At 44.5% G+C, this 16,829-nt stretch carries 10 protein-coding genes; 6 read left to right on the top strand and 4 right to left on the bottom strand.

Annotated elements, in window-relative coordinates:
* Positions 1-19 precede the first annotated feature (19 nt).
* On the bottom strand, positions 20-526 hold the full coding sequence (locus GTU69_RS07665; protein WP_166169653.1) for a hypothetical protein: 507 nt from the start codon (positions 524-526) through the stop codon (positions 20-22).
* 185 nt (positions 527-711) lie between these two features.
* Here GTU69_RS07665 and GTU69_RS07660 point away from each other — a divergent pair, with 185 nt between their 5' ends.
* From GTU69_RS07660 to GTU69_RS07635, 6 genes are all read left to right on the top strand, one after another.
* Positions 712-4,404 (top strand): exodeoxyribonuclease V subunit gamma, encoded by a 3,693-nt coding sequence (locus GTU69_RS07660; RefSeq protein WP_166169505.1) that lies wholly within the window; start codon positions 712-714, stop codon positions 4,402-4,404.
* An 8-nt stretch (positions 4,405-4,412) separates the two neighbouring features.
* Entirely contained in the window at positions 4,413-8,114 is a 3,702-nt protein-coding gene (locus GTU69_RS07655) for a UvrD-helicase domain-containing protein (RefSeq protein WP_166169503.1), read from the top strand.
* Positions 8,115-8,177: 63 nt separating this feature from the next.
* Positions 8,178-9,941, top strand: a complete 1,764-nt coding sequence (recD, locus tag GTU69_RS07650; protein ID WP_346764471.1) for an exodeoxyribonuclease V subunit alpha — start codon at positions 8,178-8,180, stop codon at positions 9,939-9,941.
* A gap of 962 nt (positions 9,942-10,903) precedes the next feature.
* Entirely contained in the window at positions 10,904-11,173 is a 270-nt protein-coding gene (gene rpsO, locus GTU69_RS07645) for a 30S ribosomal protein S15 (protein ID WP_005007057.1), read from the top strand.
* A gap of 268 nt (positions 11,174-11,441) precedes the next feature.
* Complete coding sequence (gene pnp, locus GTU69_RS07640; RefSeq protein WP_171522015.1) at positions 11,442-13,529, top strand: polyribonucleotide nucleotidyltransferase; 2,088 nt, start codon at positions 11,442-11,444, stop codon at positions 13,527-13,529.
* Positions 13,530-13,788: 259 nt separating this feature from the next.
* Positions 13,789-15,024, top strand: coding sequence for a magnesium transporter CorA family protein (locus tag GTU69_RS07635; RefSeq protein WP_166169497.1), 1,236 nt, complete (start codon positions 13,789-13,791; stop codon positions 15,022-15,024).
* Between the two features lie 110 nt (positions 15,025-15,134).
* On the opposite strand, the gene GTU69_RS07630 is transcribed toward GTU69_RS07635, so the two are convergent.
* The 3 genes from GTU69_RS07630 to GTU69_RS07620 form a co-directional block, all read right to left on the bottom strand.
* Positions 15,135-15,392, bottom strand: coding sequence for a DUF465 domain-containing protein (locus tag GTU69_RS07630; protein ID WP_086195236.1), 258 nt, complete (start codon positions 15,390-15,392; stop codon positions 15,135-15,137).
* Between the two features lie 96 nt (positions 15,393-15,488).
* Positions 15,489-15,827, bottom strand: a complete 339-nt coding sequence (locus GTU69_RS07625) for a chaperone modulator CbpM (RefSeq protein WP_166169495.1) — start codon at positions 15,825-15,827, stop codon at positions 15,489-15,491.
* 10 nt (positions 15,828-15,837) lie between these two features.
* Positions 15,838-16,803, bottom strand: a complete 966-nt coding sequence (locus GTU69_RS07620) for a DnaJ C-terminal domain-containing protein (RefSeq protein WP_166169493.1) — start codon at positions 16,801-16,803, stop codon at positions 15,838-15,840.
* Positions 16,804-16,829: the final 26 nt, after the last annotated feature.

The following is a 16,829-nucleotide window of genomic DNA, read 5'->3' as shown; positions in this document are numbered from 1 at the left end:
TTAATAGATCGGGGTATGATTAACTCGCCGCTTGGGCTTGCTGTTTTTGTTGAATCCCTTTGGCAATTTTGTAACAGTCTTCTACGTGAGCTTCGGCGACTTTCTTCATCACAATGTAGCCTAAACTTGCAGCAACAAGTTGACCACCTAGCGGAATAAATTTAGTCACCTGTTTGGTGATGACCTTTGCTACCACATTGTTGAGGGATTTTTTCACTGCGGTACGTGCCACCACCAAGCCGGAAAATTCTACCCCTCGTTTACGCAGTTCATGCCAGTGTACTTTTTTGGTTTCCGGGTCATAGACACTGATTTGTTCCGGAGCCAAACCAAAACGTGCATTCACTTCCGGAATGAGTTGTGACAAAATTCCGACATCGATAACCACATCCAGAAATGGAACTGGAATGACGGCTGCACCTGCAGAACAGTAAGCGCGTTTTTTGACAAGTTCCAGGCATTCTGCCCGAATGCTTTCCAAATTTAACTGAGGATCGATTGAGTCTGGAATTTTATCTATTTTCATCATGTAAATACCTTAAATTTCGTGTTATTTGTTCTATTCAACCATCATTAAGGTGTGAATTTCAAAGCCTTTTTAAAGCTAATGTGCAGTTAAAACTGACATAGACAGACGCCGTTGTATAGTAAATAATCTTTATGCTTTTGTAGGCGTTTCATTTTTGAAAAAAATATTGGGGTAATGCAGTCATGGCCATTCATGTGATTCAAAGTCAGCGTATAGACGTGCTGGTGCACGCCATGCTGACGACCGTGAATAAGCCTGCCACCACACCTTTTCAGGTGCTGCAAACCCAACATTTTATTGTGCCTTCGCATGCAGTTGAAGCCTGGCTGACCCAAAAGCTGGCAGAGCAAAAAGGCATTAGTGCCAATACCCAGTTTCATCACCGGATTCGTGGTTTCCAATGGTCAGCCTATCAATGGGTGCTGGTCGATCAAAAAGAGCAGGTGCGTAAAGCCAATATTCCACGAATTATTATCAAGTGGCGCGTGTTTCAGGCATTAAAAGCCTTTATTCAGGGCGAAAAAAATTCTTTACAGCTTGATCATCCTTTATATTCCATCGTCCAGCGGATTTATGACAGCGCCGACCGTTTGGAACAGGGCATTGAAAAGCAGCTGAAAAAGCAGGGCATGCTGTATTGGGTTGCAGAACAGGTATCACGCCTGTTTAGCCATTACATGGAATATCGGGGGCATTGCCAGAAAAATTGCCCTCCCAATATGTGCAGCTGTCCGAGCAACTGGCTGCAGGCTTGGGGACAAAATAAAGAGCTTCCGATTGAGGACATGTTCTTTAAAACCAATAGCGATATTTCTGAATTTACCCTGAATCAGGCCCGTGAACTGGAAGCCTGGCAGCGCTGGCTGTGGCAGGAAGTGTTTCATCTAGACTTTGAACAGATGCAAAGTATTGATGCTATGTTCTGGGAAGTTTTGGGTGATCCTGAGACCCGCAAGGCAGCATTAAAAAAATTGCCACAACAACTGGTAATTTTTACCCTGCTGGATTTGCCTCCCATGCAGCTGGAGTTTTTACGCCGTTTGGGGCAGTACCTTGATATTTATATTCTGCATTATAACCCGTCACAGGAATATTGGGCCGACAGTGTCGATCCGAACTGGAAAGCACGTTACGACCTGCGGGTCAAAGAACGTTTTATTGCCAAAAACCCCAAAGCCAGTGATGCCGATATTGAACAGTTCTTTCAGGAATTTACTTTAAATTTCAATGCAGAACAGCGTGAGTCACGCCATCCTTTATTGACCCGTTTTGGCAAGCAGGCACGTGATCATTTCTCCCTATTATCGAATTTATCTTCGGGGGAAGATGGGGTCTGGGCAGATGCCTTTGTGGATGAATATAAAGATAATTTGCTCGGTAAAATCCAGTCCGATATCTTATATCTGGTGGAGCCGGAGCAGCATCAATATGTACTGGATGAACAGGATGATTCCATTCAAATTCATGTTTGCCATTCCAGCTTGCGCCAACTGGAAGTTTTAAAAGAGCAACTGATTCACTGGCTGGCACAGGGCACCAAAGAAGCACCGCGTTGGCCGAGTGACATTCTGGTCCTTAGTCCAAGTTTAAGCGAGCTGGAACCGCTGATCCGCAGCGTATTTGCCCCGCCGCCCAGCGAACGTGACCTGATCCAGCACAAAACCGGCAGTAGTCATCAACTGTCCAAAGACAGTGTATATCTGCCCATTCAAATTGCCGGTGTGGCACAACTGGATACCTTGAATGCCTGGCGAGCGGTATTGGGCCGGATTGAACTCATTCAGGGGCGTTTCAGTATTGAAGATTTTGCCGACTGGCTGAGTTTAAGCGTGACCCAGCAGTACTATGGCTTAGATGTCAACGCCATTGAACGCATCACGGAATTACTGATTGATGCCGGCTTTAAACGTGGGCTGGATGCCGAGCATTTAAAGCGTAGCCTGTGCGAAGGCGATGAAGACTATCGTTTTAGTTTTAAATTTGCGCTCGACCGTTTGGCCTTGGGGATTGCCATTCCTGAACATCGCCTGTTTCAGAGCACGCTCAGTTTTGCCCAAGTCCTGCCCAGCGATTTTGAGCTGATTGGCAAGTTGATCCAGATTTATCAGGATTTTGATGCACGCCGCGACTGGATGATTGCGCATGAGCAAGGCCAAAATGTAGCGGTGGAACAGTGGCTAAAACGCCTGATGCAGGATCTTGCCGAGTTTGAAGAAACGGGCGTCGAGTCCTTATCGACGGTGTATAAAATCATCAAAAAACAGGAACGAATGCTGACACTGGCCAGTTTCTATGATGAGCAGGATCATCATGCCTTGCGAAGTTTAAGCCTGCCTTTACCTTATCTGTTGGCCGAAATTAACAATACCTTGGAAATGCAGCTGGACCATGCCGAACCGACCGGGCAGATTACCTTTAGTCAGATCGGACAGATTCGCCCTGTGCCCTATAAACTGATTGTGATGTTGGGACTGGACAGCGGCAAATTTCCCAACCGTAGCCAGCATTTGCCTTTTGATTTGATGGATTTGCTCAAACCGCAGCTCGGCGACCGTTCCCGTCTGGAAGATGATCAGGGGGCATTTTTAGATCACTTGCTATTGGCGCAGGACAACCTGTGGCTGTTTTATAACGGCTTCGACATTAATGATGGTGAAGTGCGTGATCCATCCACCGTGGTGCAGGAACTGGTACAGCATCTGGCCTATATTGTGCAGAACAAAAGGCCTGATGCGGAAGCCGATGAAACGGTAATCATCAGCGGTGTAGAGGTGCCTGAACAACTACGCTCGCTGTATCATGTGCATCCCTTATTACCTTTTGATCCACTGGGCTTTGAAGCGGCCCGCCCGGTACGTTATCAGGATCAGTGGTTCTGTGTGGCGGGACAGATTCGTCATGCCACCGGACAGCGTTCATCCTGGGTAAATATGCCGTATCAACATTTGCAGCAGGATGTCTTGGTGCTGGACAGTCATCAATGGATTCAGGATGTGACCTTTCCGGCACGTTTATATTTAAAAACATTGGGTGTGGAAAACCTGCGCCCTGAAGATCTGCCTGCTGTGCAGGAACCTTTGTTACTGGATGGTTTAGGGCGTTATGCCGTGCGCCAGTTCCTGCAAAAACAGGAGGGGACGGCTCAACCTGAATTGCTGATGGATCAGCTGCCAATTGGCAAACTGCAACAAAGCAGCTGGCAAATGAGTCTGGTGGAACAGCAGCGTTTAAAAGACCGCTTGCTGAAATATGCCCCTGAAGTGACCCCGACCACACAGCAGGTGTGGAAGGTGAATGATCACATGTATATGAACATTCATTTGCCGAAAAATGGCGCAGCTAAATGGGTCAGTCTGGATGCTTCAAGCGCGCGTGCCAAGCGCCGTGCCAAAGTCTGGCTGGAATATCTACTCTGGCTGGCCTACCTGAATCTGGGTGATGGTGGCGAAAAACTGGCGCGGATTGTGGTGTTTAGTGACCGAACCATCTTGTGTCATGGCGTGACATCCAATAAAGCCCGTGAATGGCTGGATCACTGGATAGCCGCCTGGAAATATGGACAAAGCCAGCCGCTGGTGTTGCCTGCGGCCTTGCTGCTTAAAATTGCTGAGAAAGACAAACAGCATAACTGGCAAGCCAATGAGCAGAACCAGATGTGTATTGACGATATGGATGTAATCTATAAAGACTGGCATGAAGATGGCAAGTTCAGCGGCTTTTCTGTGGTGGATAACGAAGCTAACCAAATGCACCGCGACTGGCAGTTTATTTTACAGGAACAGGATGCAACCGCATTGCTGGAAGATGCCTGCGCACAATTTTCCTATCAGCTCTATCAACCGGTGTTTATGCATCAACAGGCCATTGAAGAATAAAAAATAAGATGAATTCTCCCCAAATATTAACTCAAATGTCTTTTAACCCGATTGTCGACATGCAATTCCAGGGCCTGCACTGGATTGAGGCTTCGGCTGGTACTGGCAAGACCTTTACCCTGTCCAGCCTGATGGTGCGGATTTTTCTCGGGCCATATCTGCCCAATCAGGTGATTGCCACCACCTTTACCCGTGCCGCTGCAGCAGAACTAAAAAACCGTATTCGGGCACGTCTGGTAGAAACCTTGCGTTATTTTGAACGCTGTCAGACCCTGACCGAGGCTGCAATTCAGGCCAAAATTGCCGCCGAAACAGACCCCTTATTTCAAAAGGTGCTGAGTGACTATGCGACGCGAGTGGATTTTGCCCGGGAACGTTTAAAACTGGTGATTGACCAGCTGGATGAACTGTTTGTTGGTACACTGGACAGTTTCAGCCAAAAGCTGTTGCGTGAATTTTCCTTTGAAAGTGGCAAAATTGAACGTGCCGATATTACCGATGATGCTAAAAGCTATACCTACCAGCTGATTCACGATGTGCTGCGTGAATGGATTCAGTCCCAACCGCAAAATGTGGTGGACTATTTGCTGCTGAATCAAAAGTTGAAGTCACAGGAAGCTTATGTGCCAGTAGTGGAAAATAGCCTGAACTTTGCTTCGGCACAGTTTCAGGAAGTGCAGGCACCCGAGCTGGATTTAAAGCAGTTTGAGCAGTTGGTGGATGAGTTTATCCAGCTGGATTTAAGCCTGATTGCCGGCTTGAGTGAATATTATTCCGCAGATGGTCAGTATCATTCGGTCATTGGCAAAAAATGGCGCACTGATAGCCTGATGCAGCACACGCTGTGTGAGGATTTACCGGCTTTTATTCAGGCTTTGGCTGAACAGCGCAGCTATGCCTTATTTGCCCCGCATTTTGAAACGACCCTGAAAAATCTGACCGATCTGGCGACCAAAAAAGTTCTGAATAAATGTGCAGAAGAGGTGTTGCATCAGTTTGAACAGCACCCAGTGATGCAAGCGCTAAAAAGTTTTTGCGAAGCTTTGTCCAAGCTCAATCTGGATCTGGATTTGCTGGATGCCTATCTGAAGTTTTATTTAAGTAAAGAAGTCAAAAAACGCTTGCCGCAAGTGCTGCAGCAAAAAAGCGAAACCACTTTTGCCCAGCAAATTCGTACCCTTTCAGAAGCCTTGCAAGGTGAACAGGGATTGCATTTTGCCAAGTTTGTGCAGGCACGTTATCCCCTGATTCTGGTGGATGAATTTCAGGATACCAATCAGGATCAGGACAATATGCTGGCCCGGATCTGGCGCGACCAGAAGAGCTATATGCAGGGCTGCATGATCATGGTCGGTGACCCGAAACAGGCCATTTATGGTTTCCGGGGCGGCGACATGCTGACCTATAACAAAGCCCGTGCCGATGTGCTGTCCAAACAGGGACGGCAATACAGCCTGTGCCATAATCACCGTTCGGTTAAAGTGCTGGTGCAGGCGGTGGATGCCCTGTTTCAGCGGCAGATGGACTTTGGTGAAGAGGTGATTTATAGCCCAGTTGAAGCCGGCTCGCGTCCTCATCCGGCACTCATCGATGCAGAGGGTGAAAATCATCAACCGCTGCGTTGGCTGTTGCTGAATGATAAAAAGGACGAGCCGATTCAGGTCGCCTGGAAAATTCGTGATTTACTCAATCAGGGCATTGAAGAAAAACTCTATCTGGCGGAAAAAACTGGTCCCAGATATCTGATTGAAAATGACATCGCAATTTTATCGAAAAACCATGATGGTCTGGATAAAGCCCAGTATGAATTGGAACGTCTGGGCATTCGGGTCAATCGTCCATCGAAACGCAGTGTGTTTGATCATGCTATTGCCAAAGATGTTGGGGCGGTACTGGCAGCCATTATGCATCCTTATGACGAAGGCAAAATCAAGCGGGCTTTACTCAGCCGTCTATTAGGCTTTAATTTGCAGCAATTGATACAGCTTGAAGCCCAGACCGATGGTTTGAGCCAGTTCATTTACGACTTTGATTGCATTCGGGAAATGTGGCTGCAAAAAGGCTTTTTAACCGCGTGGCAATATTGTCTGAATTTATTTCAGGTCTGGAAAAACCTGGTGGCTACCCAAAGTCGTGATAATGAACGCAGTGTGGTTAATCTGCGTCATCTGACCGAATTATTATGTCAGCACAGTGAACAGTATCAGGGCGCGCAAAAGCTTTATCACTGGTATCTGAAACAGCTGCAATCTCCAGCGGAACGTGAGTGGGAACTGGAACGCAAACTGTCCAATGAGGCAGGGGTGCAACTGATGACCATTCACCAGTCCAAAGGACTGGAATTTAAAATTGTATTTTTATTGGGTGCTGATAAAAAACCTAGTGAAAATAATAAAACCCTGAATTTTTCGACCGTTGAGCATGTGCATCCGGTGACCGGGAAAGTGGATATTCAGCGTGTGGTTGCGGTGAATGACAAGCATTTGCTCGATCAAAACGCCATTGATCAGCACAATGCCCGTGCCGTGGCAGAGCAGCATCGACTCTGGTATGTGGCGCTGACCCGGGCCAGCCATCGAGTTTATGCTCTGTTGCAGGATCAGGAAGGCAAGTCCAGTCATGGTTTGGCTTTCTGGCGTGGGCAAGACTTTGCGCATCCTGCCAGTGCTGAAGAAGCATTACTGATTGAAAGACCGGTGAAGTTGCAGGCCAAACATCAACCCGAACCTTTGCCTTTACAGGCTTTGCAATTTCCTAGTCAGCGTTTTTACCCGCGTTCCAAAACCAGTTTCAGTGCCTTGGCCCAGCATTTAAGCCGTAAACAGGCCATGGATGCTTTGGCGGTGAATACCGAGCAAATGCCGAGTGCCGCAGATGAAATGCATATAGTTGAGCCGATTGAAACTGTGGACAATCAACCGCTGTCCTGGATCAAGCGCCATTTCCCGATGGGCACAGTGGCGGGAACATTCCTGCACGAAATTTTTGAACATATTGATTTTAAAGATCAGCAAGACTGGCCTTTGGAAATTCGCCGCCGTTTTAAAAATGACTATCCCGGCTTATGGCAAGAACTTTCGGCAAAATATGAACAGGAGTTTCAGCAGGTCGATGAAGAACAGTTGATTGGCTGGATGGGCGAATGGCTAGCCGAGGTGTTAACGACACCTTTGCATCAGGATTTTCAGCTTAATCAGCTGAATGAACATGAATATCTGGCAGAATTTCCGTTTTATCTGTCTTTATCCGATCATGTCTTGGCGATACAGAGGATTCATCAGCTCTATGCAGAACACGGCATAGAGATGCTGGATTTTAACCCGGCCAATTCTGCGCGCTATCTCACCGGTTCCATCGATCTGGTGTATTTTGATGGCCAGCGTTATCACATTGCCGATTATAAAAGTAACTTTTTAGGCACTGATCAATCGCACTATCTGGATGGGGAAATTCAGCAGAGTATGTCGCAGGCTAGCTACTGGCTACAGGCCGGTTTATATCTGGTCGCATTGCATCGCTATTTAACGGTACAGCTGCAGGATTATGACATTGAGAAACATTTGGGCGGCGCAAGTTATCTGTATTTGCGCGGCATGAACGGACAGGCGGAACAGGGCTTTTATCACTGGAAGCCGGAGGCCGAATTTATACTGCGGCTTGATGCTATTTTGGGCTGTTTTGCTGAAGATAAAAGCAGCAAAATTGCCTGATTTGTTAAATTTAATGGCTTGTAAACAATAGATTAAGCTGTGGATAACTTTGAGGATAACTGTGTGGAAAATAAACAATATAAAGATGATCAAAGCGCTGCATGGATCAGCACTTGGAGTCGGTTTATTCGCCAGCAGCCGTTTAGTCATGCAGCACAGCAGGAAAATAGCGGCGATATTATTGAACAGGTTCTGCAAGCGATTCAACACGGCGACAGTTGTATTTCTGCAACTCAGGCGCAAGCCGATACACTGAATGATTTAGTGGTTTTGGCTGAAAATGTCGAGCAAAATATCGCGCCTTTTGTTTTTGATCAGCAGTATTTATATTTGTATCGCTACTGGGCATTGGAGCAGTCCTTGGCTCAGCAAGTGGCACGTCTCAAACAGCAAACTATTCCCCCTGTTGATCTTGCAGCTTATCCCGATTTACTCACTGACCCCTATCAAATTCAGGCTTTGCAGATGGTGGCGAAGCAGGCACTGAATATCATTACTGGCGGACCGGGAACCGGGAAAACCTATACCTTGGCGCGAATTATTGCCGTGCTGAATCAGGCGATGCCGGATATCCGGATTGCCATGGCTGCGCCGACCGGTAAGGCTGCACAGCGCATGAAAGAAGCGCTACAAAACTCGCTGAATGATGAAAAACTGCAAGACCTGGTGACGGATGAGTTAAAGCAGCTGAATCCCATCACCATTCACCGTCTATTGGGGCTAGGAAGTAGTTATCAGCCACGTTTTCATGCCCAGCAGCCTTTGCCCTATGACGTGATTGTGGTGGATGAAGCCTCCATGCTGGACTTAAGTTTGGCTAACATGTTGCTGTCGGCAGTGCCGGATCAGGCCCGGCTCATTTTACTGGGCGATGCGGATCAGTTGGCCGCAGTCGATGTCGGCTCGGTATTGGCAGATTTACAGCAAGTCCCGGCTCTGGCTGAAAATCGGGTCAATTTGGTCAACAGTCGCCGTTTTAAAGCAGGAGCATTGATTGGGCAAATGGCACAATTCATTCAGACCCAGCAAGCTGTGCAAACCAGCGCAGCATTGCTGGAACAGTTTAAAGAGCAAGTGGTTGCGCCCAGTGAAATCCATGCGGTGGCATTGCAGGCAGAAATGGCAGATCAGATCCAACTTGAATATCTTCCTGCTCATTTGACCGGGCAATTTGACCGGACCGAGTATTACGACAAACTGATGTTGGGCTATCACCCCTATATTGAAGTGCTGAAAAGCTATTTAACCGCCGATGAACCTGAGCTTTGGGTAGCACAGGTGATCAAGACTTTTGATGATTACCGGATTTTGGCGGCAATTCGTCATGGTGCCTTCGGTTTAGGTCAGCTGAACCAGCAGATTGAACAGCGCTTACTGGAGGTTTTATCGTTACAGATGAGCAGGCAAGGCGATTGGTATGTTGGTCGACCAGTGATGATGACTTATAACGATTATCAACTGGGCTTGTCGAACGGGGATATTGGGATCTGTTTTAAATGTAGCCGCGATGGACAGCCACAGTTTGAAGTCTATTTCCCGAGTTTGGAAAAATGGGTACCTGCGACCCGCTTGCCGAAAAGTATTGAAACGGCATTTGTACTGACCATTCATAAATCACAAGGTTCGGAATTTACCCATACCGCAGTGGTATTGGATGAGGCTGCGAAAAATTTACTCAGTAAAGAATTGCTGTATACCGCAATTACCCGTGCCAAAAAAGTAGTGAGTGTGCTGGCTGATCAAGAGGCTTTTGTACAAGCCTTAACCATTAGAACCATAAGAAAAAGCGGAGTATTAGATAAAATTAATAATTTGCTAAATTGTTAATCGTAAATAAATAATTTAAAGATTTGTACGAAATTGCTTACATCAATTCGAGAAATTGGCGCATAGAGCTTTAGGAATGTTTTTGAGATGATGGCTGCACATAAAAAGCTCAACACGGAAAGTTGGGTAAAATCGCCATAACATAATAATAATGCCGAAAGACAGCGAACTTACAATGAAGTAAGTATAAAGAGGAAACTTACAGCCGCTAAGCCTTGTAGTTTTGGGAGAGACTACAGGGCTTTTTTATATGCACAATTAGGCGATTTATTACAAAAATGATTGGCTGAAATGACCACTATTGAATTCTGGTTGTAGCGCTAAAAATCAAATACGGTAGATAGAGATGCTTTTGTATAAATTACATCTTTGGTTTGTATTAAAATGTTTGATTTTATTGGATATATTTAATTTTTTTGGTTACATGAAATATAAGAAATAATAATTAATGTACGAAAAGACTTACAAGGAGATACGAGAAAGTCGACTTTTTTACACAATGTTTTGTGGCAGAATCTACCACATAAGGAAGTAAAGCTTCACACAAGGAATGTTTATAACGATAAACGCGAAAAGCGTAAATTATGACTATAAATAAAAGAATAATAATTAAAACATAAGAAACTACAGCGCAAAAAAAGCCCAAGCCCAGCTTGGGCTTTTTTTATCTTCAATCCGTAACGGGAAAATAAAAAGAGGCGCTTTTCATGGGTAACACAGTTTCCCCAGTTTTTTAGAATGAACGTTAAACGTTAATGTATCAATTCAAAGTGGAAGGGATAAAATAAAAAATGAATACTTTTCAATGGATTGATATAAAAGGATGAAAAGCGGTTTCTCTTTTTGCAATCCCCCGGATTTTCCCTTAAAATAACGCACTTGCTGTAGTGATGCACGGCAGTCAATTGAGAAATCAATTGATTTCTATCAAATGTAATTTTTAAGCATCTCGGAGAAATCGAATGGCTTTAACAAACGCAGATCGCGCAGAGATCGTTGCTAAATTTGCTCGCGCTGAAAACGACACTGGTTCACCTGAAGTTCAAGTAGCTCTTTTAACTGCCCAAATCAATGATTTGCAAGGTCACTTTAAAGAACACAAACACGACCACCATAGCCGTCGCGGTCTTATCCGTATGGTTAACCAACGTCGTAAGCTTCTTGACTACCTTAAAGGTAAAGACGCTACTCGTTACAGTGCTTTGATCGCTGCTTTAGGTTTACGTCGTTAATTCGATTAAACTTATTTTTTCGGACTATTGCATGTTAAATGCTGTATTGCTGAAAATTAAGAATATACCTGGCTTTGGTTAGGTAATGGGGAAGGGGCGATTGTTTCGCTCCTTCTTTGTGTTTAAAAATAGTGTATTCATACATTTTATAGTCTAGTGAGGTCGGCTTCTAAGCTTTGTCATTTATGCAGTTGATGTGAATGCCAAACCTTAGGGGTCTCCACTAGAATAACTGTTCAAAAGAACTAGGAAAGAAAAATACATGACAATGTTTAATATTGTTCGTAAAGAATTTCAATTTGGTCAACATCAAGTTGTACTAGAAACAGGTCGTGTTGCGCGTCAAGCCAACACCGTTCTAATCACTATGGGCGGTGTAACCGTACTGGTTGCCGTGGTTGCTCAACCGACTGCTAAAGCAGGTCAGGACTTCTTCCCACTGACTGTTAACTATCAAGAAAAACAATATGCTGCTGGTCGTATCCCGGGTGGTTACGGTAAACGTGAAGGCCGTGCGTCTGAAGCTGAAACTTTAATTTCACGTCTGATCGACCGTCCAATCCGCCCATTGTTCCCAGAAGGTTATTACAACGAAATTCAGGTCACTGCGACTGTTGTATCTTCTGATAAAACCATGGAAGCTGATATTGCAGCAATGCTCGGTACTTCAGCAGCACTTGCTATTGCAGGTACGCCTTTCCGTGGTCCAATCGGTGGTGCGCGTGTTGGTTTAATCAACGGTGAATACGTTCTTAACCCGAACAATGAACAGTTAAAAGAATCTGACCTTGACCTTGTGGTTGCAGGTACGGAATCTGCAGTATTGATGGTTGAATCTGAAGCGAAAGAGCTTTCTGAAGACCAAATGTTAGGCGCTGTGCTTTTCGGTCATGACGAAATGCAAATTGCAATCCAGGCCATTAAAGAATTCGCTGCAGCTGCGGGTGCAACAGAGTCTACTTGGACTGCTCCTGAGAAAAATGAAGACCTTCGTGCAAAATTAAAAGAAGCATTTGAAGCGAAAATTTCTGAAGCCTATACCATTGCGGTGAAACAAGACCGTTATGCGGCATTGGATGCACTTCAAGCTGAAGCAGTTGCTCAGTTCGTTCCAGAAAATGACGAAACTGGTATTGCAGATGACTTGAATGAATTGTTTGAAGATCTTAAATACCGTACCGTACGTGACAATATTTTGTCAGGTAAACCACGTATTGACGGTCGCGACACCAAAACAGTTCGTGCACTTGATGTACAAGTTGGCGTTCTAGACCGTGCTCACGGTTCTGCATTATTCACACGTGGTGAAACTCAGGCCTTAGTAACAACGACTTTGGGTAATACACGTGACGCGTTAATGGTAGATACATTAGCGGGTACTAAAACTGATAACTTCATGTTGCACTACAACTTCCCTGCATACTCGGTAGGTGAAACTGGTCGTGAATCTGGTCCTAAACGTCGTGAAATCGGTCATGGTCGTTTGGCTCGTCGTGGTGTGCAAGCTGTTCTTCCTGCAGCAGACCGCTTCCCGTATGTAATCCGTATCGTATCTGATATTACGGAATCTAACGGTTCATCTTCAATGGCTTCTGTATGTGGTGCTTCATTATCACTTATGGATGCAGGTGTTCCACTTAAAGCACCAGTTGCCGGTATTGCAATGGGTCTAGTGAAAGAAGGCGAGCGTTTCGCAGTACTTTCTGACATTCTGGGTGACGAAGACCACCTTGGCGACATGGACTTTAAAGTTGCAGGTTCTGCAAACGGTATTACTGCACTTCAAATGGATATCAAGATTGAAGGTATCACTGAAGAGATCATGGAAGTTGCGTTAAATCAAGCATATGCAGGTCGTATGCACATCCTGAATGCGATGAACCAGGTGATTTCACGTGCCCGTCCTGAAATTTCTATGCACGCGCCGACATTCCAGGTGATCAGCATCAACCCTGACAAGATCCGTGACGTGATTGGTAAAGGTGGTGCGACCATCCGCGCAATTACTGAAGAAACCAAAGCGGCGATTGATATTGAAGACAACGGTACAGTTCGCGTATTTGGTGAAACCAAAGCTGCTGCGATGGCTGCAGTTGCGAAAATCCAGGCGCTTACTGCTGAAATCGAACCAGGTACAATCTACACAGGTAAAGTGATTCGTATCGTTGAATTCGGTGCGTTTGTGAACATTCTTCCGGGTACTGACGGTTTGCTTCACATCTCTCAAATTTCGAACGAACGTATTGCCAACGTTTCAGACGTATTGTCTGAAGGTCAGGAAATCAAGGTTCAAGTGGCCGATGTCGACAACCGTGGTCGTATCAAACTGACCATGAAAGACATCGAACAAGCTTAATGGTTTGAATTTCACATGACTAAGCTCATGTGAATGAAAATGATTAAAAAAGCCTTGAGCTTCGTCAAAGCAATCACTTTGGCTGGCTCGGGGCTTTTTTATGGGCAGCGAAAAAATTCGGTTTAAAATATGTAAATCCAGTTGTATGTTATTGCTTAACACTTTCGCACAGCTGATAATTTCATCGCAGATAGTATGATTAAATTATTGAAATTTCCATTAATTAAACAATAAGAAAGTACCCTAGAGAATTGTTGATATGCAGTTTTATTATTTCTACCAACATCCTACTGAACAGCATATTTTTGTACAGAAAACCCAAAATGTTACAGCCGAACCTGTCTTTCTGTGGATTGATTGCACCCGGGAAGATGTCGTGAATCGTGCGGATGAGTGGCAAAAAGAAATCTATCAATATACTCAGCTGATATTAAATGAATTTCATGTGAAAGATATTTTAAATCTGGAGCATCCTTGTAGTTTCGATACCCTGGAAGATTATGACCTGCTGATTTTCCGTAAACTGATTAGCCCGGATGATGATATCAAAACCGGAGCACAAGCGCTGGAACAGCATGAAAAGATGTTTGGTTTAGCCACCACACCGGTGAGTTTTATCATTACACCTCAGGCGCTGATTACGGTGCGTGAACAAGGCAATAGAGCGGTTGAAAATTATATTTCCCGGATTGAAATGAATTTCACCCGTTCTGTGCAAGATCAAAACAAATCGCGTAAGGTTTCTACCACACCTTTAGATTTAGCTTTACGCTTGCTGAATAGTATGATCGATGGTTATTTAGATTTGCGTGTACCTCTGACCCGACGTGTCGAGTTCTGGCAGCAAGAATTACTACAAGGCCATCGCAGATTTACCAAATGGAATCAGTTATTACAGGAAAGCATGTCTTTTCAACAAGTGGAGAATCTTTGTGAAGAACAAATTGATGTCTTACAAGAACTGCGGGACGAAATTGTCGATAATTACCCTCATTTAAAAGGCAAGAAGAAGTCTGAACGGCAGGATATTATGCTGGTACGGATGGACGATCTGGTCAGCCATGTGGGTCGAATTCAAAAACATACGGTTCGTCTTCGTGCTTCCATTCAGGCAGCCATCGATTTACATTTTTCTGAAATTGCCAACCAGACCAATGAAAACATGCGGATTCTGGCCATTATTACCGCGATATTTGCCCCTTTAACCTTATTGACCGGGGTTTACGGAATGAATTTTGAGTTTATTCCAGGCTTAAAGTCTCCGACCGGGTTCTGGAGCATGCTGATCGTGATGCTGATCACGACGATACTGCTGGTTTATTATTTTTATCGTCGCCATCTGGTGGGTCGTGGGGAAAAGAGCGTCATTGATTTACTGGCCCAACAGCATCAGGATCAACGCGTGAACCTGTTCTGGTTTTTAAACTATGAGCCGATTAAGCACTCGGTCAAAGAAACCATGAAAGAAGTTGAAAAACTGACCAAGTTTAAATAAAGGTCAGTTTTCAGCAAATTTTTATCTATATTCACTGTGTTCGATGCACAATCAGCACAGTTCAATTAAATTTTAAAAATGCTCTCAGCCATTTGCTGTATGCTGCCAGATCAACTGACCTGAGCATTTTGGGTTAGTATTCTATAAATTTCATCTTTCATTTTCAGCTTTTTGCGCTTCAATAAATCAATATCCTCATTAACTAAATTAACCGGATTAAGCTCAAGTTGAGCGATTTCTTTATCCAGTTCCTGATGGCTCTCAAATATTTTCGCGAAATGAGGATCATCATGACGCAATTTGTGGATGAGTTCCTGATGCTCAGGAAACATACGCTTCACTTTTTTATTGCATTCTTTGGTTTTCATAAGCCTAGGTTATTCTCCAGCATTGAATTTCAGAACAAAATAGTCAGTCATCACCTACCTATCTATAAAAGATAGCAGGGAGACTGAAAAGTACCTTTAAGCATTTTTGACATTCAAGTGTCTGACCTGTTTACGTAATTGCTGTACCTCATCAATTAAATCCAGCATCATTGCCACCGCAGAAAAACTGGCATCAAAGTCGCGCTGCAAACGGTAGGCCCGACGTGCACGCGAAACATCGTGACCAAAAAATTGATGAATTCTTTCTTCTGGGCGCGTGTCTAAAATATCGTATTCAAGTAGCTGTAAAACCCACTCCGGACTTTGTCCGCATGCATCCGCGAAGTGCTTTAAATCAAAACTGTAATGTTCATCAATGACATCTGCAGGATTAAATTCATCAGATATAATTTCACGATAATGAATGGTCGTCATGATGTTCTCCTTAATCATTGCGAGGCTTAAACTTGGTAAAGGCTTCGGAAAAAGCCTGGTAAGCCTGCTGTTCATGTTCAGTTTGCGCAGTTGGGTAAACAATATTTAAAACCAGATAGAGATGACCGGGTACTTTGCTTGGAACCCCTTGGTCCTTGAGTCGTAGCTGTTGACCGGTTTTGGCATTTTTAGGCACGTTTACCTGAATTTCTTTACCTTCAGGCGTAGATATTTCAATGCTTTGACCTAAGGCGGCTTCCCAAGGAGAAATATTCACATTGTAATAAATATCGGCACCTTCAACCCGTATCCGTGCAGTATCCTTATAGTGAATTTCAATGTACAAATCACCATTTTTACCGCCATTGATGCCACTTTGTCCTTGTCCAGAGAGACGGATATTTTGTCCTTCTTTCATGCCTTTAGGAATTTTGACCTGCAAAGTTTTGCGTTGAACCTCCGGCTCGCCATAGGCATTTAAGGTCGGAATCTGCAAGGTAATCTGCTGAGTGGCTCCCTGATAAGCAATTGCCGGATCAACCTCTATGCTGGCATGTTGATCTTCACCCTGATAACTGCGTTGTTGTTGGCGCTGTTGCTTTTGATATTGGTAGTTTGCTCCGCCAAAACCAGAACCAAAACGTCCAAAAAGGTCTTCAAAACCACTAAAATCGGACTGCTGCTGGTTAAAACCCTGACGGTAAAATTGGTTATGGTCAAAACCTCCTGTGCCAGTCTGTGCTCCAGATTGATAAAAAGCTTCAGGATGATCCAGCTGGAAATCGTATTCAGCTTTTTTCTCTTCATTGCTTAGCGTGTCATAAGCGACATTAATACTTTGCATTTTTGTTTCAGCATCGGTTTCTTTGCTGACATCGGGATGATATTTTCGAGCCAATTTCCGGTAGGCTTTCTTGATTTGATCTTGGGTGGCATTTCGGTTAATGCCAAGAACTTCATAATGATTTTGAGGCATATAATGGGAATCTGGGCTTGATCATG

Origin of the sequence: Acinetobacter sp. SA01, from assembly GCF_011319235.1 — a bacterium.
Classification (GTDB): Bacteria; Pseudomonadota; Gammaproteobacteria; order Pseudomonadales; family Moraxellaceae; genus Acinetobacter.
The sequence above is the reverse complement of the archived record's forward strand: the minus strand, read 5'-3'. Positions and strand labels throughout refer to the sequence as shown.

Excerpts from the sequence above, each read along its gene's own strand:
- GTU69_RS07665 (WP_166169653.1), bottom strand. The coding sequence starts at position 526 with ATGAAAATAGATAAAATTCCAGACTCAATCGATCCTCAGTTAAATTTG.
- GTU69_RS07660 (WP_166169505.1), top strand. The coding sequence starts at position 712 with ATGGCCATTCATGTGATTCAAAGTCAGCGTATAGACGTGCTGGTGCAC.
- GTU69_RS07655 (WP_166169503.1), top strand. The coding sequence starts at position 4,413 with ATGAATTCTCCCCAAATATTAACTCAAATGTCTTTTAACCCGATTGTC.
- rpsO (WP_005007057.1), top strand. The coding sequence starts at position 10,904 with ATGGCTTTAACAAACGCAGATCGCGCAGAGATCGTTGCTAAATTTGCT.
- pnp (WP_171522015.1), top strand. The coding sequence starts at position 11,442 with ATGTTTAATATTGTTCGTAAAGAATTTCAATTTGGTCAACATCAAGTT.
- GTU69_RS07635 (WP_166169497.1), top strand. The coding sequence starts at position 13,789 with ATGCAGTTTTATTATTTCTACCAACATCCTACTGAACAGCATATTTTT.
- GTU69_RS07630 (WP_086195236.1), bottom strand. The coding sequence starts at position 15,392 with ATGAAAACCAAAGAATGCAATAAAAAAGTGAAGCGTATGTTTCCTGAG.
- GTU69_RS07625 (WP_166169495.1), bottom strand. The coding sequence starts at position 15,827 with ATGACGACCATTCATTATCGTGAAATTATATCTGATGAATTTAATCCT.
- GTU69_RS07620 (WP_166169493.1), bottom strand. The coding sequence starts at position 16,803 with ATGCCTCAAAATCATTATGAAGTTCTTGGCATTAACCGAAATGCCACC.